Annotated in this window: 24 protein-coding genes; 11 read left to right on the top strand and 13 right to left on the bottom strand. The window is 33.6% G+C overall.

The features are described from left to right. Positions 1 to 82: 82 nt before the first annotated feature. Positions 83 to 1,378 carry a tyrosine--tRNA ligase gene (gene tyrS / locus VOI54_RS06315; RefSeq protein WP_326281876.1) on the top strand — a complete coding sequence of 432 codons (1,296 nt, stop codon included), beginning with the start codon at positions 83 to 85 and terminating at the stop codon, positions 1,376 to 1,378. A 126-nt stretch (positions 1,379 to 1,504) separates the two neighbouring features. On the opposite strand, the gene VOI54_RS06320 is transcribed toward tyrS, so the two are convergent. The 3 genes from VOI54_RS06320 to VOI54_RS06330 all read right to left on the bottom strand — a co-directional run bounded on the left by VOI54_RS06320 (position 1,505) and on the right by VOI54_RS06330 (position 3,404). Continuing rightward, on the bottom strand, positions 1,505 to 1,951 hold the full coding sequence (locus VOI54_RS06320) for a YHS domain-containing (seleno)protein (RefSeq protein ID WP_326281877.1): 447 nt from the start codon (positions 1,949 to 1,951) through the stop codon (positions 1,505 to 1,507). Positions 1,952 to 1,998: 47 nt separating this feature from the next. Then, entirely contained in the window at positions 1,999 to 2,979 is a 981-nt protein-coding gene (locus VOI54_RS06325) for a LuxE/PaaK family acyltransferase (protein WP_326281878.1), read from the bottom strand. A gap of 80 nt (positions 2,980 to 3,059) precedes the next feature. Then, a complete protein-coding gene (locus VOI54_RS06330) occupies positions 3,060 to 3,404 on the bottom strand; it encodes a T9SS type A sorting domain-containing protein (protein WP_326281879.1) in 345 nt (114 codons plus the stop codon). Positions 3,405 to 3,600: 196 nt separating this feature from the next. Between VOI54_RS06330 and VOI54_RS06335 the strand changes: the two genes are divergently transcribed. Next, positions 3,601 to 4,281 carry a response regulator transcription factor gene (locus VOI54_RS06335; protein WP_326281880.1) on the top strand — a complete coding sequence of 227 codons (681 nt, stop codon included), beginning with the start codon at positions 3,601 to 3,603 and terminating at the stop codon, positions 4,279 to 4,281. Next, positions 4,281 to 5,324: a sensor histidine kinase gene (locus tag VOI54_RS06340; RefSeq protein ID WP_326281881.1), complete on the top strand. Its 1,044-nt coding sequence runs from the start codon at positions 4,281 to 4,283 to the stop codon at positions 5,322 to 5,324. The genes VOI54_RS06335 and VOI54_RS06340 overlap by 1 nt, the downstream gene beginning before the upstream one ends. On the opposite strand, the gene VOI54_RS06345 is transcribed toward VOI54_RS06340, so the two are convergent. Next, positions 5,307 to 6,353, bottom strand: coding sequence for a glycosyltransferase (locus VOI54_RS06345; protein ID WP_326281882.1), 1,047 nt, complete (start codon positions 6,351 to 6,353; stop codon positions 5,307 to 5,309). The genes VOI54_RS06340 and VOI54_RS06345 overlap by 18 nt on opposite strands. Before the next feature lie 312 nt (positions 6,354 to 6,665). On the opposite strand from VOI54_RS06345, the gene trmB reads away from it, so the two are divergent. The 8 genes from trmB to VOI54_RS06385 all read left to right on the top strand — a co-directional run bounded on the left by trmB (position 6,666) and on the right by VOI54_RS06385 (position 11,359). Beyond that, positions 6,666 to 7,340, top strand: coding sequence for a tRNA (guanosine(46)-N7)-methyltransferase TrmB (trmB, locus tag VOI54_RS06350; protein ID WP_326281883.1), 675 nt, complete (start codon positions 6,666 to 6,668; stop codon positions 7,338 to 7,340). Between the two features lie 2 nt (positions 7,341 to 7,342). Beyond that, the gene (locus VOI54_RS06355) at positions 7,343 to 7,972 is read left to right on the top strand and encodes a LysE family translocator (protein ID WP_326281884.1); all 630 of its coding nucleotides are present in this window, start codon (positions 7,343 to 7,345) and stop codon (positions 7,970 to 7,972) included. A gap of 1 nt (position 7,973) precedes the next feature. Then, the gene (locus VOI54_RS06360) at positions 7,974 to 8,303 is read left to right on the top strand and encodes an MGMT family protein (RefSeq protein ID WP_326281885.1); all 330 of its coding nucleotides are present in this window, start codon (positions 7,974 to 7,976) and stop codon (positions 8,301 to 8,303) included. Between the two features lie 206 nt (positions 8,304 to 8,509). After that, on the top strand, positions 8,510 to 9,646 hold the full coding sequence (locus VOI54_RS06365) for an Mrp/NBP35 family ATP-binding protein (protein ID WP_326281886.1): 1,137 nt from the start codon (positions 8,510 to 8,512) through the stop codon (positions 9,644 to 9,646). A gap of 3 nt (positions 9,647 to 9,649) precedes the next feature. Continuing rightward, positions 9,650 to 9,907, top strand: a complete 258-nt coding sequence (locus tag VOI54_RS06370; RefSeq protein ID WP_326281887.1) for a NifU family protein — start codon at positions 9,650 to 9,652, stop codon at positions 9,905 to 9,907. A gap of 187 nt (positions 9,908 to 10,094) precedes the next feature. Further along, positions 10,095 to 10,424 carry a 2Fe-2S iron-sulfur cluster-binding protein gene (locus tag VOI54_RS06375; protein WP_326281888.1) on the top strand — a complete coding sequence of 110 codons (330 nt, stop codon included), beginning with the start codon at positions 10,095 to 10,097 and terminating at the stop codon, positions 10,422 to 10,424. Between the two features lie 36 nt (positions 10,425 to 10,460). Continuing rightward, a complete protein-coding gene (locus tag VOI54_RS06380; RefSeq protein ID WP_326281889.1) occupies positions 10,461 to 10,763 on the top strand; it encodes a hypothetical protein in 303 nt (100 codons plus the stop codon). A gap of 89 nt (positions 10,764 to 10,852) precedes the next feature. Continuing rightward, positions 10,853 to 11,359 (top strand): ferritin, encoded by a 507-nt coding sequence (locus VOI54_RS06385; protein WP_326281890.1) that lies wholly within the window; start codon positions 10,853 to 10,855, stop codon positions 11,357 to 11,359. Positions 11,360 to 11,461: 102 nt separating this feature from the next. Here VOI54_RS06385 and VOI54_RS06390 read toward each other — a convergent pair whose 3' ends face one another. The 9 genes from VOI54_RS06390 to VOI54_RS06430 form a co-directional block, all read right to left on the bottom strand. After that, positions 11,462 to 12,892: a DUF3526 domain-containing protein gene (locus VOI54_RS06390; RefSeq protein WP_326281891.1), complete on the bottom strand. Its 1,431-nt coding sequence runs from the start codon at positions 12,890 to 12,892 to the stop codon at positions 11,462 to 11,464. Between the two features lies 1 nt (position 12,893). Then, positions 12,894 to 14,300, bottom strand: coding sequence for an ABC transporter permease (locus tag VOI54_RS06395; RefSeq protein WP_326281892.1), 1,407 nt, complete (start codon positions 14,298 to 14,300; stop codon positions 12,894 to 12,896). Between the two features lie 10 nt (positions 14,301 to 14,310). After that, on the bottom strand, positions 14,311 to 15,012 hold the full coding sequence (locus tag VOI54_RS06400) for an ABC transporter ATP-binding protein (RefSeq protein ID WP_326281893.1): 702 nt from the start codon (positions 15,010 to 15,012) through the stop codon (positions 14,311 to 14,313). 531 nt (positions 15,013 to 15,543) lie between these two features. Continuing rightward, positions 15,544 to 16,347, bottom strand: coding sequence for a DUF1853 family protein (locus VOI54_RS06405; protein WP_326281894.1), 804 nt, complete (start codon positions 16,345 to 16,347; stop codon positions 15,544 to 15,546). Positions 16,348 to 16,364: 17 nt separating this feature from the next. Next, positions 16,365 to 17,264 (bottom strand): metallophosphoesterase family protein, encoded by a 900-nt coding sequence (locus VOI54_RS06410; RefSeq protein ID WP_326281895.1) that lies wholly within the window; start codon positions 17,262 to 17,264, stop codon positions 16,365 to 16,367. Positions 17,265 to 17,474: 210 nt separating this feature from the next. Further along, positions 17,475 to 20,933: a PPi-type phosphoenolpyruvate carboxykinase family protein gene (locus VOI54_RS06415; protein WP_326281896.1), complete on the bottom strand. Its 3,459-nt coding sequence runs from the start codon at positions 20,931 to 20,933 to the stop codon at positions 17,475 to 17,477. Between the two features lie 321 nt (positions 20,934 to 21,254). Further along, the gene (locus VOI54_RS06420; protein ID WP_326281897.1) at positions 21,255 to 21,572 is read right to left on the bottom strand and encodes a hypothetical protein; all 318 of its coding nucleotides are present in this window, start codon (positions 21,570 to 21,572) and stop codon (positions 21,255 to 21,257) included. Further along, positions 21,550 to 21,840 (bottom strand): hypothetical protein, encoded by a 291-nt coding sequence (locus VOI54_RS06425; protein ID WP_326281898.1) that lies wholly within the window; start codon positions 21,838 to 21,840, stop codon positions 21,550 to 21,552. Before VOI54_RS06425 ends, VOI54_RS06420 begins: the two co-directional genes overlap by 23 nt. Positions 21,841 to 22,093: 253 nt before the next feature. Then, positions 22,094 to 25,339, bottom strand: a complete 3,246-nt coding sequence (locus tag VOI54_RS06430; protein ID WP_326281899.1) for a DUF2135 domain-containing protein — start codon at positions 25,337 to 25,339, stop codon at positions 22,094 to 22,096. Between the last annotated feature and the right edge of the window lie 111 nt (positions 25,340 to 25,450).

The following is a 25,450-nucleotide window of genomic DNA, read 5'->3' on the forward strand; positions in this document are numbered from 1 at the left end:
AAAATTAAAGAATTATTCAGAATACATAAGGAATTATACCTGTATTTTTATCTTTGCATAGTTTTGTAAAAATTTAAAAATAATGATAAAGAATTTTGTTGAAGAATTAACATGGAGAGGCATGATACATACAGTTATGCCTGGAGCTGAAGCGCATTTAATGGAAAACATGAGAAGTGCTTATGTAGGGTTTGATCCTACAGCAGATTCTTTACATATAGGAAACCTAGTGCCTATTATGTTGCTGGCGCATTACCAGCGTTGCGGACATAAACCGGTTGCCCTGGTTGGAGGAGCAACAGGGATGATTGGAGATCCTTCAGGGAAATCAAACGAGCGTAATTTGCTGGATGAAAAAACATTACGTCACAATCAGGATGCTATAAAGCGACAATTAGCCCATTTTTTGGATTTTGAAAGTGACGCGCCCAATGCGGCACAGCTTGTGAATAATTACGATTGGATGAAAGACTTTTCATTTCTTGAGTTTATTCGAGATGTAGGAAAGCATATTACCGTAAATTATATGATGGCTAAAGATTCAGTAAAAAACAGAATTTCTTCTGATTCATCAGAAGGGATGAGCTTTACAGAGTTTACCTATCAGTTGGTTCAAGGCTATGATTTTCTTCATTTATATAAAGAAAGTAATTGTTCTATTCAAATGGGAGGGAGTGACCAATGGGGAAATATCACTACCGGAACAGAGTTGATCAGGAGAATTTCAGGAGGGAAAGGCTATGCCATTACATGCCCGTTAATTACAAAATCTGACGGTTCTAAGTTTGGAAAGTCTGAAGGCGGTAATGTTTGGTTAGATGCCAATAGAACATCCCCATATAAATTCTATCAGTATTGGCTAAATTCAGCTGATGAAGATGCCGAAAAGTATATTAAGATTTTTACATTTTTAAATGAAGAAGAAATAAATGCTTTAGTTGAAACGCATAAAGAGGCACCACATATGCGCGTATTACAAAAACGTTTAGCAGAGGAAATTACTACTATGGTGCACTCCAAAGAGGATTTGGATAATGCTATTAAGGCTAGTAATATCTTATTTGGAAAATCAACCGGAAATGATTTAAAAGAACTTGATGAGCAAACGTTTTTAGATGTTTTTGATGGAGTTCCTCAAACTCAAATAGCCCAATCAGAAATAGAAAGTGGGCTGGACATTATAGCGGCTTTAGCTGAAAAAGGTGGGTTTTTAAAATCTAATGGAGAGGCAAGGAGAGCATTAAAAGAAAACTCAATTTCAGTAAATAAAGAAAAAGTAAAGGATGATTATAAAATAACCTCTAAAGATCTAATAAATAATAAGTTTGTTTTATTGCAACGAGGAAAAAAGAATTATTTCGTTCTACAGATTGTTTAAAAACAATAAAGCCTGATTTTAAAATCAGGCTTTATCTTTAACTAACCAACTAAATTTTAATTTTCCTTTTTCAATAGGTTAGCTCTTTTGTCGAAACTAATTTTGATAGCTTACACCATATAAAAATTATTTTTCAAATTTTATTTTTTTCCAATGCTCATCGGCCTTTTCTTTAAGTAATTCTTGATCTTTTTGTTGCCATAATTTTAAGGTATTAGTACCCCAGGCATTATAAAACAGATAAAGTTTACCCTTATCAATCAGGTAAGCTTCCGGGTTTATAGAAACCTTATCCCCTTTTAAGGCTATAGCATAAGCACAATATCCACCATATTGAGGAACATATTTTTCCGGATTTTTGTTGAATTCATAAAGATTTTTTTCTGATGAAAACTTATAGTTTACACCGTCAAAAACACTTGTGAATTTCTTACTGCCTTCAATGGCTTGATTATTAAAATAAGAAACCACATCATAACCGTTTGCAATAAATCCTTTTTTTAAATTGTAATCAGTAGTCTGTGCGGTTAATGATGACACAACAATTGTAAATAGAAGGATTAGACTTTTCATAAAATATATTTCTATAATGAGTCTAAAATAAACGGATAACTTACAGCTTAAAGGACCATAAGATTACAACCTCTTATATCTGAGTTGTCAAAACGTCCAATGACTTCAAATGTGTCTTCTTTTGTAACGCGCCCTAAATCCTGGGTGGCAATAAAAGCACAGGAGTTAATATTAGCTAGGTCAATAATATTTAAACCACCGGTTTTTTCAGGACTTTGAATGGTTAATGCGTCTTCTATATCCCTGGTGAGAACCTTCATCCATGGCGGACAGTAAAAAATACCCTGACCTTTAGAATAGGCCTGACTTAAAAGTTCAGTCATACCATATTCACTATGAATGTGTTTAACTCCGAATCCTTTTTTTAAAATGTTGTGAAGCTCAGCTCTGATTAACTCCTTTCTTTTGCCTTTCATACCACCGGTTTCCATGATGATGGTGTTTTTTAAATTGAACTGATAGGTTTCAACTAAATCTAATAAAGCAAAAGAAACACCAATTAATAAAACTTGTTTACCTTCAGAATCTGCCTTTATTAAAGTGTTTTTTAATGCAGTAAGGTCATTCAAATAAAATCCACTTTCAGGGTGTCTGGACGTTTTAATCATGGTATCCACCATGTAAATAAGTGATGAGCCTTCACGTTCCAGGTAAGACGGTAATAAACCTAAAACCACATAATCTTCGGTGTTTCCGTAAAATTGCTCAAAACCTTTGGAAAAACTTTGTCTGTAAATATCCAAATTGGTTATATGGTGTTTACTTGTTGCGCTTCCTGTGGTTCCAGAACTTGTAAATGTAGTTTTTATGGGATGAGATGAACTTAAAATAGAATGTGTTTTAAAAAACTCAATCGGCAAAAATGGAATATCTTCTATAGTGTTTACCTCACTGGGGTGTTTGTACAATAAATCACAAAAAGACCTATAAACCTTATTGTTTTCAAACTGAAACTTAAAAACCTGTATGGCCAGGTCTTCAAACGCGGTTTGACTTTTTATACTAAATATGGAATTAGGACCTATCATACTTTAATAAAGTCACAAAAGTATATAAAATAAAAAAGCGTTGCCAGAAGCAACGCTTTAAATAGATTTTGATTTTTTTATTATTTGATAACCAGTTTTCGGGTTTCGCTAATATTATTTTCTGTAATCTTTAATAAATATACGCCTTTGTTGAAATTGGCGATATTTAATTCGCGGCCTATCAAATTTGTAACAAAGATGCGTTTACCTAAAACATTATAAAACTCCACTTTTTTAGTGGCTTTACTTTTAGAGGTAATGTAAATATAAGTTTTGCCACTGTTAACAGGATTAGGATAAATAGATAATCCCTCTATATTTTGTTCAATAGAATGATTTGTATCGTTATTATTCTGGGCAATGGTGTCTTGCGCAGTAAATAAGATAGCTATTATTAGTAAAAGAAAAAAGTAGTTTTTTTTCATCAATTCTATTTGGTTTTATAAAGGTAGTAAATTACAACAAACTTAATGCCAAAAAAAGTGTTAAAGATTCTGTCCTTTGGTCGAAAGTTTAACTTGATGTAACAGGTTTGTTATCTTAACGTTATTAATTTGGTAATTTTGATAAAATAATGTTATTAGTTTTATCTTTACTTACTATAAATTAGTCTGAAAAACAATGAAGAAAAAAGATATTAAGATACTGTTAGTTGATGATGAACCGGATATATTGGAAATAGTTGGGTATAATTTATCTAATGAAGGCTACCAGGTTATTACTGCAGAAAACGGACAGGAAGGGGTTAAGAAGGCAAAAAAAGAGTTGCCTCACCTTATTATTTTAGATGTCATGATGCCAGAAATGGACGGTATAGAAGCCTGTGAACTTATCAGAAAAAACCCTGATTTAAAAAATGCTATAATTACGTTTTTAACGGCACGCGGAGAAGATTATTCACAAGTAGCAGGCTTTGATGCAGGGGCAGATGATTATATAACAAAACCCATAAAACCAAAAGTATTGGTTAGTAAGGTCAAAGCACTTTTAAGGCGCTTTAAAGAAGAAGATATTGCAGACACCGTTAAAGTAGGAAGTTTGGTCATTAATAGAGACGAATATAAAATCACTTCTAAAGGAAAAGAGATTATTCTTCCAAGAAAAGAATTTGAATTACTATCTTTACTGGCATCTAAACCGGGTAAAGTTTTTAAAAGAGATGAAATTCTTGACACCGTTTGGGGTAATGAAGTTGTAGTTGGAGGGAGAACAATTGATGTTCATATTAGAAAACTACGTGAAAAACTTGGTGACAGCAGTTTTAAAACAATAAAAGGAGTAGGTTATAAGTTTGTAGATTAATGCAAACAAAATTTAAAAAATCATATCGGTTTGCGGTTAGGACCGCACTCTATATAACTTTATATACAGCACTCATAATGGGTGTTTTTTTATATTATTACTACGATTTAAAGTTACTTTACTTAGTATTATATTCTATAGGTGTTTTCTTGTTCTCTTTTTTAGTCATTCAATTTAGTGTAGAGCGGTTTATCTATAAAAGAGTTAAAAAGATTTATGACGATTTAACACTTCTAGAATCTGCCAATTTAAGCAAGGGCCCTATTACAACAAATATGCAAACTCTAACAGAAGAAATAGATAAGTTTGCCAGAGATAAAAAAATAGAGATTGAAACACTTAAGGTTAGAGAAGAATACAGAAAAGAATTTTTAGGGAATGTATCTCATGAATTAAAAACACCGCTATTTACAGTACAGGGTTATGTTTTAACACTTTTGGACGGTGCGATAAATGATAAGGACATCAGGGAAAAATATCTGCATAGGGCAAGTAAAGGTATAGAAAGATTGGGCTATATCATCAAGGATCTGGATATGATCACTAAATTGGAAGTTGGTGATTTAAGTCTGAATACAGAGGTTTTCAATATAGTTGAATTGGTTGAAAACGTTTTTGAAATGTTAGAGATGAAAGCTAATAAGAAAAAAATTACTTTGACTTTTGATCGAAATTATCCTAATCCGGTTATGGTTAAAGCAGATAAGGAACGTATACAACAGGTTCTTGCTAATTTGGTTGTAAATTCCTTAAAATACGGGAGTGAAAAGGGCACCACAGAAATTAGTATTGAAAATCTTATTAAAAATAAGGTCATAGTTAGGGTGACCGATAATGGAGAAGGTATTGCAAAGGTACATCTGCCTAGATTATTTGAGCGCTTTTATAGAGTTGACAAAAGTGGTTCAAGAAAAGAGGGAGGTTCAGGCTTAGGACTTTCAATTGTTAAGCATATTATTGAGGCCCATAAGGAGAAAATATATGTGGAGAGTGAGTATGGCGTAGGGAGCGAATTTTCTTTTACTTTAGAAAAGGCTGAATAAGTTGTTATAATCCGTTTCAAAATCAAATGCTTTTAAACCTTCATAAGCAGGGACATCGTGTAATTTTTTTAGAGTAAAATTATCTTGAGTACAACTGGGAACCAAACTCATTTCCGTTAATCTTTTTGCAAGATATTCTTGCTCAAATTGCCCGGGTGTAGGTATAAAAAAGGCTTTTTTGTTGAGTTTTGCCAAATCCATAATAGTAGTGTAACCGGATCTGGAAATGATTAAAGCACTTTCATTTATAGTTTTTTCTAACAATTCAGAGGTCATAAAATTATAAATACTCATATGCCCTTTAATTTCAACTGTTTGTTTGTTTTCCATTAACCCTTTAACAAATACAATCTTGCCCGGATAGTTTTTTAGTTCTAACATTAATTTGTCTTCAAGCAAGGTGCGTTGTGGCTCAGGGCCGGATATCAAAACCATTAAATTGTTTTTAATTTCACAGTGTTTAAAGGTAAACCTGCTCAACGGGCCAATGTATTTTATAGGAATATCAAAAGAGCTTGTATGCCCTAGTTTCCCACTTAAATTAGGCTCGCCTTCAATATCAGGGACCCAACATACATCAAATTTTTTTATAAATTTTTGATGCATTTTTGTACTTAACCATGATGTGCTGCCGCTTAAAACATTTAATTGGTGTGTTATAAAAACAGAGGGTATTTTTTTGTTGTGTACACCTAAGCGATTATCAGAAATAATACCGGCTATATCATTTTGATCAAGGATCTTTGAGATGGCTTTTTTTTCTTTCTTTATGGCATTTATAAGCTTAGGCGAATCTTTAAGAAGCTTTAACTTAAACAGCTTGCCGTTTTTTGCATAGGTTATATTGTATGATGGTAATTGAATGGACGAAAGATTTGGGAATTCTTTGCGTAACAAAGCTAAAGCTGCACCATCACTAGCAATGATTGGGGTAAAGTCGTTGTTGATAAGGGCCTTTATAATTGGAATACATCGGGTTGAATGCCCTAATCCCCAATTTAAAGGTGCGACTAAAATTCGTTTTTTCATTTTTACGTTATGTGACATATCTCCAGTAACCTACCTAAAGGGATTAGCAATTTATTTTTAAAACAAATACAAAGATTTTGTAAGTTACTTTTGAGAGGCGTTTTAGCTATGACTTAAACCCTTGTACAAGTTGTAAATAAAATCAAAGATAAGAACACATATACTCATGTATATTTCCTTAATTTTACCAAATCTATTAAAAGTAATAATTAATTGTTAAATCGTTAATGATATCAATTAAGTTTATTTTGTTTTTAATTTTAGAAAAAGACAAAGTGAGTAAAAACAGTAATAAGAAACAGGAATTAAGCCTTGGGAAGTAAAAACAAACTCAGAAGATTTAAAGAAAATGAAACCTTTAAGAATGTCATTCAGCCTACCAGGGATGAATTGGTGAAATCAGTTTTCAGTTTAAAAGGACAGTGGGGGAACGAAGTTTTTAAAAATGATAATCCTATAGTGTTAGAATTAGGCTGTGGTAAAGGTGAGTATTCGGTAGCCATGGCAAGAAAATATCCTAATAAGAATTTTATAGGAATAGATATAAAAGGCGCCCGATTTTGGCGAGGTGCAAAAACAGCTATTGAAGAAAGTATTCCTAATGTAGCGTTCCTTCGTACACAAATAGAACTCATTGATTATGCTTTTGCAGAACATGAGGTTGATGAAATTTGGATTACATTTCCGGATCCGCAAATAAAATATAAACGCACTAAACACCGTATGACCAATGAAGAGTTTTTAAAGCGTTACAAACAAGTTTTAAAACCGGACGGTGTTGTAAACCTGAAAACAGATAGCGAGTTTATGCATGGATATACTTTAGGTTTGTTGCATGGAGCAGGGCATGAAGTACTTTATGCAAATCATAATGTGTATAAACAAGAGGGCAGTCCAGAGGAGGTTACAAGTATACAAACCTATTATGAGTCTCAATATCTGGAACAAAACAAAGCAATTACGTATATTCGGTTTAAAATTAAATAATAGTGGACATCACGTTTATCTTTTTATTGGGATTGTTTTTTGCGCTTATTGGTGTAGTTCCTCCGGGTTTATTAAATATGACAGCCGCAAAAATCAGCTTGAAAGAAGGCCATGTTAGGGGTGTTATGTTTTCTGTAGGGGCATGCGTTATAGTTTTAGTTCAAACCTATTTAGCAACTATTTTTGCAAGCTATTTAAGTAAGCATCCGGAGGTCATTGACGTACTTCGTAGAGTGGCTTTGGTTATATTTATTTTAATAACCATTTATTTTTTGTTTTTAGCCAAAGCAACGCCAAAACAGCATATTGAGCCTAAAGTAAAAAGCAAACACAGTCGGTTTTTTCAAGGTATATTTATGTCTGCTTTGAATGTATTCCCCATTCCTTACCAGGCTTATATGACCATTACTTTGGCTTCTTTTGGTTGGATGAGTTTTAAGAGAATTGATATCATTTCTTATGTGGCAGGTGCGGTAATGGGAACCTTTGTTATGCTTTATATGTATATCTTCTTTTTTGATAAAATAAAGAGTAAGACATTTACTTCACAGAGAAATATGAACCGTATTATTGGAGGGATAACAGGTGTTATTTCTATAGTGACTCTAATTAATATTATTCAAGAATTTTAGTATGAAGCCGGAAACACTGAATTTTTTCGATAAGGTTTATGAGGTAGCAAAGCAAATCCCTTATGGTAGAGTGACCAGCTATGGCGCTATCGCAAAATATTTAGGAGCCGTAAGAAGTGCAAGAATGGTTGGTTATGCTATGAATGGCTCTGTAGGTAAAGATGTACCTGCCCATAGAGTAGTGAATAGGAAAGGGCTGTTAACCGGGAAACATCATTTTGAGGGTACAAATCTCATGCAGCAGCTTTTAGAGAATGAGGGGCAAAAAGTTATAGAAAACCAAGTTCAGGACCTGGATAAAGTGTTTTGGGATCCATCTAAGGAATTGTAATGGTCATTCAGAATTTATGTTCTGAACCTTATTTAAGATATAAAGCATATAAAGATGTCCTAGTTTTTTAAAAATTCACTAATAATTAGGATACCTGAAGCCATAACCAAACCCAATAACCACATAAATAAAACTTCTAACAACAAGCTTCTATCTTCTGGCTTTAATGATTATCTTTGCCCTTAGAATGATTCTTAATAAAAGAAATGAAACTTAGCAAGCAAGATATATTAAAGGCTTTAGAAAATATTACGGTTCCGGGAGAAGGGCAAAATATGGTGGAAAGTGGTGCAGTAAAAAATGTAATTACTTTTGGAGACGAGGTTATTGTTGATATCACAATAAAAAATCCAAGCTTACAGGCTAAAAAGCGCACTGAGGTTGATATTTTGAAAACCATTCATGAAAAGGTTTATGAAAAGGCAAAAATTACCGTAAATGTTAAGGTTGAGGCTCCTGAAAAACCAAAAGCAAATGTGATAAAAGGGAAGCCTATTCCCGGTATTCAAAATATTATAGCTATAGCGTCCGGAAAGGGAGGTGTAGGAAAGTCTACGGTAACCGCAAATTTGGCAGTAACTTTGGCTAAAATGGGATTTAAAGTAGGTGTTTTAGATGCTGATATTTATGGGCCGTCTATTCCTATTATGTTTGATGTTGTGGCAGAGAAACCTTTAGCTGTTACTATTGATGGAAAATCAAAAATGAAACCTATAGAAAATTACGGCGTAAAAGTGTTATCTATAGGGTTTTTTACGCAACCTAATCAGGCTGTTGTTTGGAGAGGCCCTATGGCAGCAAAGGCATTAAACCAAATGATATTTGATGCACATTGGGGGGAGTTGGACTTCTTACTGTTAGACCTGCCTCCGGGAACAGGAGATATTCATTTAAGTATTATGCAATCATTGCCTATAACAGGAGCTGTGGTAGTAAGTACACCGCAAAATGTGGCTTTAGCAGATGCTAAAAAAGGTGTAGCTATGTTTCAACAAGAAAGTATCAGCGTACCGGTTTTAGGTATAATAGAAAATATGGCGTATTTTACACCGGCAGAATTACCTGAAAACAAATATTTTATATTTGGTCAAGAGGGTGCTAAAAATTTAGCCCAGGATTTAAAAGTACCATTTTTGGGAGAGTTGCCTTTGGTGCAAAGCATAAGAGAAGCAGGAGATGTGGGGCGCCCGGCAGCTTTACAAACAGCAACTCCTTTAGAGCAAGCTTTTGAGAAGTTGACTCAAAATGTTGTACAGGAAGTTGTAAAACGAAATGATGATTTACCACCAACCGAAGCTATTAAAATTACAACTATGGCAGGTTGTTCAGCAGTTAAAAAATAAGTTATGACATCTGAAGAAATAAAAACTAATGTTCTTAAAGCCCTTGATGAAATTCGTCCATTTTTACAAAGTGATGGCGGAGACATTTCATTATTAGGTATTGAAAAAAACGATACACTGGTAAAGGTTCAGTTAAAAGGGGCTTGTGTTGGGTGTAGTGTCAATCAAATGACACTAAGGTCAGGAGTTGAAATGACTATTAAAAAGTATGCACCACAAATAGAACAGGTTATTAATATAGAAGTTCAGGAAACTGCCTGATATCAAAGTTTTAATCAAAACTACATTCCGTTGAAAAAGGGAATCTAAAAAATATAGAATTTTAAAGATTCCATATTTTTTATAGGTTCGTTTTAAATTAGCTAATAAATTTTATAAAAATAAATACGGTTACATTAAATTTGTGGCACGAATTATGACACGCCTTTAGCGTAACCGGAAAAACAAAATGGAAGACGTAAATATCAAAATAACAGACAGAGATGGTGTAACACATGACATTGTAGCACCAACAGATATGGCTATGAACTTAATGGAAGTGGTAAGATCTTATGAACTTGCTCCTGAGGGAACTATTGGCGTATGTGGAGGAATGGCTATGTGTGCGTCTTGCCAATGTTATGTATTGAGTGAAACAGAATTGCCTGAAAAGAGTGATGATGAAGAGGCTATGCTATCTGAAGCGTTTGATGTACAGGATAATAGTCGCTTGGGATGTCAAATTCAAATTACTCCAGAAATGGAAGGCCTTGAAGTAGAACTGGCACCAGAAAGTTAATTTTTATTTAGAATAAATAAAAATTATATTTACATCGTGAAATACGAAGGTGATATACAATATAGCTATCAAATTAAACAGTCTACGTTTTGTAAATATGTTTTAATTGCCCCAAATAAAGCGGTGGAGTTGAATTTTCCTCAAATGCTGGAGTTACGGCGTAAAATAAATGGGTTAACAACTTACAATGCCCTTAGTGAGATTTTAAACAGTCATAATTTTGTTTTACTTTTTGTAGCAGACAGACAGCACTTAATTTATTTAGATATTCCACAATTACTTAAGCTTAAGGAAGAAATCGCCTCCTTTTTTCAGGATTTCAACACAGTTTCGGCCTAAACCCTAATATTTATTTAGACTTTTTTTAAATTCCTTCTAGCGGTTTTTTCAACTTCATTTTAATGTAACTTTGTTAAAAAGCATAAGTTATGAATACGATAGTAAGAAAACAGATGGCAATTCATCCGGAAGTGATGGATTTATTGAATAATCAGATTGAAATGGAAATGACAGCTTCTGCTTCATATTTAGCTATGGCATCCTGGTGTGACCAGCGTGAACTATTAAATAGTAAAGCTTTTTTCTATAAACAAGCTGAAGAAGAGAGAGAACATGCTATGAAAATATTTACATTTATAAACGATAATGGTGGTGCAGCCATATCTCCTGATGTTAAAAATGTAAATAACGATTTTGAAAGCTTAAGAGCTATTTATGAAATGGGACTGGAACAAGAAATAAGCGTAACGAAATCTATCTTTAAAATTTTTAAAGCAGCAAGAAAAGAAGATGATTTTATAACTGAAGTATTTTTACAGTGGTTTATTACCGAACAATCAGAAGAAGAAGATACATTTAGAAGCATTATTGATATTTTTGATTTGATGGAGGGTATGCCTTTAAAAATGGTAGATGAAAGATTACCTAAAGCGTAAACTGTAACCAGGTTTAATAGAGCGGTATTATCAAACCAAAAAAAATTAAATTCACCATTGTTGAGTAAAATCAACAATGGTGAATTAATTTATAAGCTAATTCTAATTATTTAAAATAGCTACTCCCTGTTGTAATCGTTTTTTAAACAGGTATACGCCAGAAATACCAATAAGAATACAGCATATAAATTCTATTGCAAGATGCTTACCAATACCATTTAGCTCTAATGGCTTGTAAGTGAATTTAGGCAAAGTGTCATAATCTTTTGTGGTAAAAGGTTGTTGACTATACAGCATAAAGATCAAATGATTTCTCCAGTGTTTGGAAAACGCCAAAGCCTGAGTTTTAAAATTCTGATAATCGGTAGTTGAGTTTCCTGAAATACGATTCATTTCTTTGTTGATGACTAACGAAGGCGATAACCATATCCATTTGTTAACATAAGCTTGTTGCCCTTTAAGCTGTTCGTCATATAAAGAAAATAAAGGATTTATTTCCTGTTCTACCATATCCATACTAGCCATGTACTTATGCCAGAAGCTATAATTCTCATTGCCCTTTTCTGTAACTAACTCAGGATGGTCCCTTAAGTAATGATCCAGTACTTTATCTTGTTTTTTAGAAACATCAACTTTTAAGGTTCTTATCGTATTCACCATTTTGTTTCTTGAAGGTGTAGGGTAAATGTTATGTGCAATTTGACTTATGGCCGATGGCACCAATAAGACAAAAAACACCCATAACCCTATTAAATATGCTGCACTTTTTGCCGAAGAACTACCGGTAAGATTAATTAGAAAAGACAGCGAAAACCAAAATAGCGAATAGACTAGCGTGAGGCCAATAAGCCAAATAAATTGCGTTTGAAATATGCTGATACCACTAATTACAAATGAGAGTATCAATGCTATAATGGTAATGATACTTAACCAAAAAAAGCGAAGAACCATTTTTTGAAATATCCACTTATAGATAGAAACCGGCTGCGATGCTAACAAACGAAGGGCTCCACGTTCTTTTTCTGCAGAAAGGATATTGTATGAAAAAGCAATAATTAACAGAGGTAACAGATAAATGATAACAAATGTTAGGTCAAAACTTCCAAATAGTAATTGTACAGAGCTTGTCATTTCTGTAAAATCAATACCAAAATCATCATCAATTGTTACAGGCATAATGGCATCACTAAAAATATCACTTTGCCCAATAGCAATAGCACTCATGCCATTAGGATGCATGGTCACAGCCCTGGGGTGCTGATAGCCAACAGCCATAGGCGTATTTGGGATTCTTCTGGAACTGGTCTTAACCTCCATGCCTTTTTCTACAGAATCTAAAAGCTTAAGCATGTTAGCATCACTTTCTAATACTTTTGCTTCAATTGACGCTATTTGTTTGATGCGCTTTTGGGTTCTGTAATTGCCATTATATGTTGCAAAAGCAAATGAAATAAGTAATAACAATGATAGAATGGGTAACCACCTGTTTCTAATGAGTAATTTTAGTTCGTATGTGAAATTATATGAAAACATATTATATTTTTTTAGTTGATATAAATAGGAGTAAGGCGGATATTAATGTCCATAACATCAATGCAACAATATTGGTTTTTTGAAGCTGTAGAATAGCATCTAATGAAGAGGAAGCATAACTGAACTTTGGCAAGGTTTTCCAAAAATCGGCATCCGCTTTATAGCCTCTTTCACCATATTTGGAATTGTTCATATTATTATCATTCAAAAACTTTTGAGTTTGAATTCTATAATCTTCAGCAGCTTCGGCAAAACTCATATGGCTTTCATAATCTGTACCTGCAATTCCCATAGATAAAAATCTGGTGGGAAGAAATGGCGAAATAAATGCCATTGTTTTATAGGTGTTTGTCTGATTGGAAAACTGTTCTTTTAGTTTACTATAAGCTTTGAAATAAACTTCGGCTTCATGCTCTTCGCCTTTTTGCATAATATAACCGCTAAAATTAAAGGGCAGTTCAGAAATATGATTGACATTGTGTTCTTTTAAAAGTTTATCTTCCAGGTCTTTAGCTTCTTTACTCCATGGGTTGTGCCCGCTCAGGCCTCCTTTTTTTGCGTCTTCTAAATTGTTGGTAAACTCCTGTTTAGTAGGATAAGGGTATTTTACCTCAGCGATATTAGCGGCAACTTTAGGGGCTATAAAACAACTTAAAATCCAAAAGGATAATGCGCTAACTAAAGCTATACCTGAGCGTTTTGCTAAAGCAGAAATTAACAGGACTATTTGAGTGAAAACTAAATAATAGAGCAAATACGTTGTATAGAGTGATAAAAGTTTACTCCAACTAAAGGACCCATAATTTGCAAGGGAGGATAAAATAATGCCTGCAGTTAAAAATAAGGCAGTGCAAATAATAAATACCGGACTATAAACGGCAATGAGTTTTGCAATAGTAAGCTTCAGGTTAGAAATACCCTGGCTTTTTAGTAATACATCTGTACCCCCTTCTTTTTCTTTGGTAAAACTGTTGTAACCTATAATGATGATAAGTAGCGGAATAACAAATAGTAATATAAATTCAGGAGATAATTCACCAAATCTGGATAATTCCGTTTGGTCTCCGGCAGCAGAGTATTGTGCTTCATTTCTTGAATGGGCTTCCAGAAAAATAGAGATCCCCTCAAATTTGTCAACGCCCTGATCTAATAAGGCTAATGCATTTTTAGGTTTAAATACATAGGTGCCAAAATGAGCAGCAGAATGTGGGTTTTTTTCGCCTTGATTATCCCAAACCTCACGTTCTGAGTTTTGAGATATGTCGTATTGTTTGCTAGTGCTTTTATACTGGCTACTTCCAATCACAATAGCTACACTAATCAGAACAATAACCAAAAGTGCAGAAAACTTGAACCTTCCGTCTCTAAAGATTTCTTTTAATTCTTTTATAATAGTTTTTCGTATCATAAGAATAAGTTTAATAGTTCATAGTTTCCAGGTAATGCTTTTCTAACTCGGCAAGTGATAACTGATTGGCCTCAAACTGGTGCTGTATAACCCCGTTTTTCATGATCCCAATATGGGTGGCAATCTCTTTGGCTCTGAATATATCATGTGTAGCCATTAGAATAGCGACACCTTTTTGTTTTAAATTTTTTAAGAGTGCTCCAAATTCGTTACTGGCTTTTGGGTCCAGCCCGGAAGTAGGTTCATCTAATAATAATAGTTTGGCATCTTTAGCCAGGGCAATAGCAATCCCAACCTTTTGCCGCATTCCTTTAGAGAACGCTTTAATTTTTTTATTGAAAGCATCTTGCTGAAGCCCTGCCTCCTGTAAAAATGTTTCCATAGCATTTTTATCTAATGTTTTGCCAGCAATTCCTGAAAAATAATCAAGGTTCTCTAATGCCGTCAATGTAGGATATAGCATGAGATTTTCAGGAATGTATGCCAGGTACTTTTTTGTTTCTAAGGGTTGTTTTATAACATTTATGTTGTTTATTAAAGCAGTTCCCGAAGTTGGCTGAATAAAATTGAGTAATAAATTAATAGTTGTACTTTTTCCGGCACCATTGGCGCCTAATAAGCAGTATATTTCACCGGATTTTATGTTGAGGTTCAGGTTGTTTAAAGCGGTAAAATCACCGTATTTTTTTGTAAGATTATTTGTTACAATCATAGTTGATAAATTATATGTATTAATGGAGGTTTATAAATAGATCAATCCCATACTGTTAAACCAATACTGAGATCATTATTTATAAAGCGTGTTTTGAAAATTTCTAAATGCTGAATTGAGCGGGAGGGGGCTTGTTAAAAAAATAATCAGTAATGATTGTTTTTTTAACGCTTTGTGATAAAGCAGTATAACTCTTATCAAGAGTATGTATTATCGTATTTTGGGGTGTTACATCAAAAGACGGTAAAGAGGTATCAAGGTTGTGCTCTTGCTGGGCAAAAAGTGTACAGTAATCACATTCTATATAGCTGTGCTCATCACTTTCTAACAGATGAGTGATAAAGTGAAAGTTAATAACATTTGTTAGGAATATGGTTCCTAACAAGCATGTATATAAAATGTTTTTAAGTTTGTGATTCACAGTACAAAAGTATTGCTTTTAGGTGCTTTTAATTTGATGAAAAGACCAGTCTGCATTAATATAGACGCAGATAAAGTGTTTTTCCCCTAATAAAATTTTAATTAAGATCACTACCACCAAACAAAAAATGCTTTTTTGATGATGCCATTTTTTAACTTTACCCAAAATAATGTTGAAAAATTCTGCTCAACATAGTCTTTAGAAAGTACTTTAAAATCATTAAATGTTAACCAGTTTACATTGGTATGAGGTAGTACTAACCAATCTTTTTTAATTGGCGTATAAAACTTACAGTCAGTAAAGTTATCCAGTTCTTTTTTAGTAATGTAAAATCCCATTACACAATCATTATTCAATATTTTAAGTTGAATATTTTGATTCGTATAAGGCACAAATAACTGCGCTTTAAAATACACTTGTTGAGCAATGTTTTCAGCCTTTAAACCAAAGGTTTCTAAATATGAACGACATGAACTGGAGTAAAGAAGCGGTAACTGTTTGTCTTTGAGTTTTAATAATTTTTCAATTAAAGCATCCTTTCTGTTTGGGCCAATAAAATGTTCAGTTTCAGTACTTCCAATCGAAGTATCATACAGGTAGAATTTATAGATAATCTCTAAATGTATGGGGGTAGTGTTTTTTAAAAGCAAACAATCCAGTTCCCCTAATGTTGTTTTTTCCTGTTGAATCTGGATGTTCTCAGCTATTATTGAAATATTTTCTTGTTGACGTAATTCAAAGGAAACCAATTGTTCAACATATTTGCCTAATCTTAGTTTAGGATTTACTGAAATATTTATGTTGTGGGGTGTTGGTGTGGTTTCATACTGATTCAAACTAAAAACCACATCTTTTTTCCATAGAAAAGGTGTTTTTAGGAAGCCTTCATAACGTTTTTGGAGTGTGTTTACCATACCTTTTGTACCTGTATTTAGGTGGTTTGATAATCCTGTAACTTAGTAGGGCCTTCTAACAAGGTTCTCACAATTTGAAGTGTGCCGTCATCCTTAGTCGCAATATGCCACTTGATTAATGAAATGGCACCGTTTTCAATTTCTATACCAGTAATACTTCTGGGATGTACACAGCTACCATCATTAAAAAAAGCAATATCTCCCGGTTCCGGAAAACGTGGCCTGTGGGTATGCCCCATTATAGTGAGCAGGTTATTGTTGTCTGCTATCCATTTTTTTGTCCTTCGCTCTACCTTTATGAGTTCTTTATAGTTTTTCGCAGGACTGGTAGGGTCTGCAATGCCCATAACATTTAGCGGTTTCCAAAGGATGCGAACCATAAACCGACTCCATTTCCAAAACAAAAAGTTCCACCAATCTGCCTGATGCCCATGGGTTAAAAATAATTCTTGCCCATTCATACAGTGTTTTAAAACAATGCCCTCATGGTAGCTAATGTTTCCAAAGAGTTCAATATTTTCGCCCGTTTTAGGATCAAAAAAAGTACTTAAGTGCTTTTTTACATAATCAGGATCTCTGTATACCATATCGTGATTGCCCCAAATCATATGTAATCTATTTGCTTTGTGAAATAATTTCATAAGCATATAGACGTTCTTATGCGCATTGAATATGGCGTTAAAGGACAGGTTTTCCCAAAGCTCGTCACCATCACCAAGTTCACAGTACTGGAAGCCTTCAGCATAATAATGCTTTAGGGCATGAAAGTAAATGTTTCGGTTATTGGCAAAATCATCAGCAAAACTATTATCGCCTCTATGGCAATCACTAAATAGAATAAACTTGCTATCGTCATCAAAATCAATGACTTTTGCATTTTTATAAGCTTTATCTAATCTTTTCCTAGATGAAAACATAACATTACTTTCAACTAAAGTAATAATAAAAGGTGAATGGATTAATCAATTTTTCATGGAGTACTTGGTAAAATATTTTTGCCGGACTTTTTCTCCAACCAAAAATTTAATTTGTGTTGCGCTATTTATAGGATGAGATACTAAATAGAAATAAAAAGCTGGATTAATCAATCCAGCTTTTTATTTAACTTCTATTGTTTTAAATTGAAGTTAATACGCGTTCTTAAATAAAGGGTCTGCTCCAATGGTACCAACTAATTGGTTTAAATAATCCGGAGATTTTACATTGTTGTACAATGCCTTAGTTGAATGTAAACGGTCCTTTATGTTCATGTCTTCAACTAAAATATCATTATTAGGATGCTCTATAAAGGCTTCTAAATAGTCTATTTGAGATTTGTAGAACCTGATATCTTTTTGTTGTTTCAGTTTCAGACGTTCTTTATACCAATCACTATTTAGTACATAGCCCCTGTCAAAATATTTGCGCAATTCAGGATCGCTGATAGCTTTACCTTCATAGTTTCCATACGCCATGATATGTAATAATATTTTTAAAGGGGGAATAGCTGATTCTACACTGCCGTCTTCAAAATAATTAAGGGCTACTTTTTGTTGTGCCTCAACTATATTATTGATACCGTCAACATAATCCTCTAAACTTTGTAACTCCGGTTTTAGCATGCGTTCACTAAATACTGCTGTAGGTTCATCAAACAAACGGTTTAAGCATAATAAGGAGAATGTTTTGGTAATTCTATACCCTAAACGACTGGCTAAGACCTTCTGGCCCTTGTATTCAAAATCCTCAAGCTTTTCTAAAGACCCATTAGCTATCAGGTTTTTCGGATTTCTGTCTTCCGGGGTCATTCTGGCCCAGATCTCAGGGATTAATAAACTAACATCATGATCTATCTTATTTTCGGATCCAACATAACCGGCTGCGGTACTAAAGCCGTTAGACTCTGTTAAGATATGTGATAGCAAAGCATTGTTTAGATCTGTTGTTGGTGTTAACATGTTAAATGGTGCTTTGGTCAGTGCGCCTTCAGATCCTGCTCCGGTTGTAGAGGGCGATTTCCCTGTTAGGCTACATACAAAATCCATAAACAATTCAGGAGCTTCCTGGTAGTGTATTGGATTGTAAACCGCTAATGGCCTGATACCAGCCTCTCTGTCTATCGGGTTATTTCTTCTACCGGGCAGTACAGCATTCACCACATGAACTACGGGGTCTTCAGGTTTCATTTTTCGGCGTAAACGTACACCAATATCAGAGATATAGGACGCTTCGGTTTCATTATAAAACCTATTGGGTTCCAGATAGCGTGGGTTTTTAGTCGGTAAACCATCTTCAATAATTCTTGGGTGCGATGGTAATACAAACTGCTCATCGTCATTATCACTATTAATAATTTCAAGTATAAAGTCTTTAACCGGCTGGGTATACTTATCAAAATTAATAGTGTCTTCATATATGGCAATAGCATCTTCTTTAGTTAACATTTCATAATTTGTTAAGAACCGGCCTTCTGAAATGATATCTAATTCTGCACCTTTATCATAACCTCTTACAATAGCTTCGTCTGGTCTTTGAAATAAATGCGCTTCGCAGTTGGTTAATATCTTTACACTGGAATTGTTATACTCCGGATTTAAATCTTTAAGTTGTTCTCTGGGAAGTGTTACTGAAGCCGATATATCATCTTCAGTTTGGATCTTTTCACTGGCTGAAAAATCTGAGCGCAACTTATTAAGCATCCAGTTGCCTTTTTGATTGAATCCAATACGGACATAACTACCTACTACCGGGTTGTTATTATACCTTAAGCCGGTACCTTTAACACCATTGATAATCTCAACAGACATCATGTCCTTCCAGTTTAAGTTAGCCCCATGAGCTTGTCTGAATAAACGTTTTACAAAAAGCACCAACGAACGTACATGAACCGGAATATTCCTTAAAAATGCGTTGAACTCATCCGAGTTTTCTTCGGAAGGGGTCAACAATTTTACAACCGATCCTAAAGTTCTTTTTTCACTTAAAAAAGATCTGGATTTAGGCCTGTTGGGATCTTTTATTTTCCAACGTGTAGAATAATCAAACTCAATGATCTCATCGGCTTTTTTGAAATCCGCTTCTATATCATGAAGGTTGAAGGTACTGTAGGTAATGGCATTTTGCATAGATTTTGAGATCTCTGACTTACCACCACCGGATACCGTACAGGGTTTATGGCAAAAGATACCTTCAGGGAAGGTTTCTACAATGCGCCATAAATTAATGGATTTATGCTTTTCAAGCTTCAATTTATTCCCGGTTGGGTGTATATAGGTTTTAAATGGCGATAAGGTTAACTTCTGATCTTTGCCATTATAGGTCCATGTAATGTTATTGCTGTTAATATTGAAGTATGCCGATTCCGGAATATAAACCACATTGGGGTAGGCTTTATCTATAGCATAATTCTCCGGCATAACGGTAATCCGGTCAGCCAATAAGGTTTTAACCTCTTCAAAACTATGGTCAAGCCCGTACACTTCAGAATAGTCCATACCATTTACGGTATCGCCCATGATACGTCTGGCATAGGCTATAGCACCACCGGCATGCTCTTCTTCCAACAAACCATATAGGTTAGCAGAATAACTGATCTGGGTTTTAATTTCCTTTTTGGAATAGCCATAATAGTTATCGGCAATCAGGGTGACTACCACACCGCGTTCATCTCTACAGGTAATTTTAAAAGCACTACCGTCATTATAAAGTTCGTTCTCATCTTTCCAGCACATATCGTCTTTTCTTTGACGTTCTGTGGCCTCGTCATAATGAGGAAGCCCTACAGCTTTCTTTTTTAAAGTTTTTAGCTGAGGTGCCAGTACAATACATCCGGTATGGCCGGTCCAGTGTTCAGGATCCAGAGCAGCATCATTATGCGCCAGGTTAGGATTTCCGGCATTGCCAAAGATATTTTCAACAAAATCTAAATTGCTCACCAGGTTTCCCGGTACAAAAAAGCGTACTTCTAAAGATTTCTCTTTAATAACGCCTTGGACTTCCGGACAAACGGTAGGCCTCAATAACATAGAAACCATGACCTTAGCCTGCTCGTCCTGCTGAGACGTAAATGGTAAGGCTTTTAAATGGTCTGGCGGATTAAACGCGGCATTTAAAAAATGTGCAAATACTATTTTTGGGACTTCTTTTTTATCCAGGGGCACCGGTAAATCCCCTTCTACTATATGAAAGGTGCCTTTGGTGGTTCTTTTATCGTGTAAGGGATTATTTAAAATACCTTGTTTTAGTCGTTTTGAAGTTACCAGATCACTTTTAAAGGAGTTGCCGTCTGGTGGTAAGCTGGCTTCCCTGGCTTGTCCTTTTTTTGATAAAATAAGGGTGTCATTTGGTAAGACATACGGCTTGTTAAAAGGTACATCCTTTAAATAGGCATTGATGAAGTTTTGTATTCTGGAGTCAGCAGGTGAATGGTGATTGGCCAGAAGCCTGGACTTCTCTTGAATCCCCTTTATTAATCCCTTAGTTAATACTTCAAACTTTGGATCACAAAATTTTTCAGTGCTGTTGTCTTTGTCTTTAAAGGTAGGTTGTCCAATTGATGCTAATTTTAAGTTGATAGCCTGAACAACGTCTTTTCTTAATGTTTCCATGAGTTCTAACTTTGCTAACTGTTTATATGATAACAAAGTTAGTTTTGGAGTGCTTTAAAAAAGCTGTCAAAAGTCATGTTAGCCCTTTATTTTATACGCAAACGATGTAGTCAGGTAAGTCGGTTTTAAGCATAGAGAATGAAATACATAGAATAGTTTTTTAAGACAGCGGATAATCTAAATAGAGGGGGTGTTTTTGTGTTTATGGTTTGGACGAGTTAAATTGCTTTTGTTGCATAATGTTGTTTGTCAATGTTTTAAACAATAATTTGAATTCATCGGATAGGAGTGTACCTTTTAAATTAATGAAATCCTCCCTTTTTAAGATGAAATTAATGGGTGAAAAATATTTTCTAAAACCAATCCAATAACAAATAAGGCAAGTATTCTGAAATATCCACTTCTAACAGTTCTTTTGCCAAAAATTACTTGCAAACCAATACAGATACCCCAAAAGGATAACAACAAGTATATAATAAGCATCCAAGTTGGATACATAAAGTAAAAGAATAAATCAGTATAATCATAATAGTAGTATAATATTCCATAATGATAGAACCAATAGGCTGAAAAAATCACCTGTAAAAACCCATGAAATATCTCTTTTTTAAACAATTTAATTCTTGACTCTCCTACCATTATTAAAATAGTTTATTGCTGTATCACATTCCTTGCTAACACAAAACTCCTTACCATGACGCTTTCTACCATTTAATTCACAACTGTAAATTATTCTACCATCTTCATAATCTTCTTCCAAAATTTTTCTGCCATCATAATCGTAATAAACTATTTCATAAACATCACCTTCCAAACGATATCTTATAACTTGACTTAGGGCATTTGGATTATCTTTGTTATATACATACTTTGCATAAGGCTTTCCTTCCTGTCTTCTATAATACATTATTGTGGAATGGATTATTCCTTTTTTAACATAATCTTCTTGAATTATGTCCCCATTCTTGCGAGTTCTGTGGACTAATCCCGTATACAATTTTTTACTATCACTTCTATAGAGAAGCCCATCTTCCAAATAAACATCATAAAAGTCAACAATATTGGTTTTATTCGACTTCTGACCATATGTGAAAAACACACAAAGATATACTACAAGAAATAAGCTATAATTTCTAATAAATATTTTCATCCCACTAAACTTAGAAGCTTAATTTAGCAATAATCTCTTGGTCATCCCGTTTAGTAAGCCTAATTATTTTTGTCTCTTTGATTTCTTTCTTACTTCCATAATACTTAAACATAGTCACTTTCATAAATGTTGGGTTTTCCTCCTTTTGATATCTATCTCCATAATACTTAATTTTAATAAAGTAATTTCCTTTTATGGCTTTATTTAAAACAAACTCCTCTGGACCAAATCCTTGAGTCATATCAGGAGAAATTCTTCCTCCTATTCTGGTTTTAGTATGTTCATAATAACATTCTTCTAAATTAGGATCAATAATATGTAGGTCAATGTCAGTATCATTATGATTCCAATCCACAACGATCCTTATATCAAAATCAATCCCATTCAAAAATTCTTTATCAACTTTACTTAAGTCTAAGTCATCCTTATAATTCTGTATAAGGTATTTAATTTCATTTTTAGCAATTTGCGTTATCCCTTTAAAATTCCTTCTGTGATTATTTTCATATATTCCCCCAGTAATAATACTATTATACAGATCTAAAGCTCTCTGGCATTTACCTACATTTTCATAAGCTAACCCCAGGTCTCTATAAGATTGTGTATCTTCTGGTCTTAGCTCTAAAACTCTTTTAAAAACAAATAATGCTAAATGATCTAAACCATTGGATTGTAATTGGTACCCAAAAGCCTTTAATAATTCATAATCGTCAAAATCAGTTTCCGCTATATTGGATAAAATTCTTGATGAATAAATATGATCATTAAAAGTTTGTCTGAAATAGTTTGAAACATCTATATAATAAGCTGGCACTTTTAAATATTCTTTTCTTTGCTTTAGATAAAGATTATATGCTTCTTCTCTGTTTTTCACTTCTTTTAAAGCATCTAAATAATCTGTTGTAACCAATCGCTCATTTACTACTAACTTACCTGTATACTTTTTTAAATTAAAAACTGTTTCTGACAATTGAACATCTATATCACTTTCATCATCCCCTATAATAAACATGATTGGAAGAGAATAATTCACACTAATATTCCTTCCCCTTTGCTTACCTGGAATCATTGTAGGCAAAAGTTCAAGAACCCTTCTTGTTTCTCTCTCTAGTCTTTGATGAGGTGACCTTACCCTAATATTTTCCACTTCTCCACCAGAATTTATAGTGAACATAGTATTTATTCTTATACGACCTGATAGACTCAAACTATTAGCTAATTGTAAATCAAAATTATTTGAGACATGTTCTCTCATTTTATTTGAGAAGCATTCTTTTTTCTCCTGGTTGTTACCTTCACAATCTGGAAATGTTGGTGATATTTCAATTACTGAAAATGCAATAGCTTCTTCATAATGGGATTCACTAACTTCAAGTTCTTCAACTTCAACAATTTCTTGTTCGGCAACCACACCATACCTTAAAACCATATTATTAGACTCTTCATATCTTGCATCCAGATCTATATCATCAGATGACACAAAACCATTTAACTGAGAATTACTTGGTCTTTCTATTACCATTTCATCTACTTCAGCAATATGATCATTAGCTCTTGATGAAGATTGAGTCTCCATTAATAAATTAAGAGTTTCATGACGCTCTGCTTTTCTAGACTCTATAGCTACTAACATTTTGTTGTACTCTTCCAAAAGCTCATTTGGCGGTGTTATTTTATAAGTGATATAATCTCTCACATCTTCCAAAATGATTAATGATGTGTAGTCCGTAACCAAACCATAATCAACACCTAATTTGATTATTTTTGCTTTATTCTCTCTAGAATCTATCTGTAAATCATTTAACTTTTTTTGAGCCCAAATCCTTTCTGCTGCTTTATTTTGCCTTTCTATATCTTTTATTACAATTGGAATAGTTTTTATAACTTCATTATTATAACCAAATTCAAGGAAAATTTTATCTCCCTTTTTTACATTCTTCCCAGATAAGGAGAAGTCACTAGATACACTAATTGGTCCTTTAGGAAAAACTTGAAGGGTTTTAGAATTTGACCTGAAACCCAAGAACTTATAAGGTTCAAATTTCAAACTCTTAACTGCTTCAGAATTTGATTGGGTATTCATATTAATGTAAGAACCATTTGATGATTCCGCTAAATGATTTAAGACAGAATAATTAGATTTAGTTAGGCTATTTATGATAAATAATGGTTTATCAACATTCAACTCAGTTTTACTCAAACTAGTAATTCCATCTGAAAACAAAAGTTTTACATCTGATTCACCGCCCAAATCCCCTATAATATTGTATGCAGTACCTCCGTCATAAGTAATACTTAATAACTCCTTCCTTAATGCTTTCCAGTTGCCATTTACTACCTTAAAATTTTTTCTTTTATGAATTGTATTACTAAAAGAGATGTACTCAACAGATACATCACCTATATAATTAAAGTAAGATTCTAATAAATTCAATTCTTTATTTAAGTCTCTATCTTCCATTGAAAGAGATGCATCCCAAAAAACTGTTATTTTTTTTGGCTTTAATCTGAGTTTTTTTTGTGAGGATAATACTTTATGAAAATAAAAGAAGCTATTATAGGTAATTAGTTTTTCACTTTGTAATGGTATAGGAATCTTAATTAAGATACTCTTGTTAGGCGTATAGCCTTTCTTAGAAACACTTGTTCTATAGTTTCTTTCCCAATCCTTAAATTCAAGCCCAGATATTTTTCCTTTCTCAATAACAGGTTTGTCTTTTTGATCAAAAACTACTATTTCTAACTTGAAATTCTCTAACTCTTTCTTAAAATATAATGGCAAATCAAAAAATTGCTCTCCAGTATTAATAATCAGATCTTGCTCATAAGCTAATAATACCCTTTTATAACCATTAGCAGGAATAGGATAGATTCTAGCTTTGTAATTATTTCCTGTTCCCTTTTGCAATAAGGCAGGGTCAACCCCTCTTCTAACTACCTGTTCAAAAGCAATTCTACCAAGTTCTTTATCAACCACAACGGCTTCTCTTAATTTACCGTTAACATCTAATGCAAATCTGGAAACATTATGACCATCTCCTAAAGGAAATGATAACTCTCCTTCTAAAACCTGATTAGAAGGATTGTAGTAGAGCATATCATAGGTTGTTGTGGCTCTATTACCAACAATCTCAACCTTTATTTCTAATGAGGATAGACCTAATAATTTATTTTTGGCTTTTAAGGTTGGTGAAACTTGAGAATTTCCTAACGATACCATTAATGTCATTAAGAAAAGAAGGAGTCTTTTTTTCATGGAAATTGTTTATAGATTAATTAATAGCTGTAAGACATTACATTCAAGTATTATGCCATTTTTTTTAATCTATTTTTTATGGACACCTTTAACTAAATTGACATACAAAAT

This window comes from Alterotamlana spongicola, from assembly GCF_035818475.1.
GTDB lineage: Bacteria > Bacteroidota > Bacteroidia > Flavobacteriales > Flavobacteriaceae > Cognatitamlana.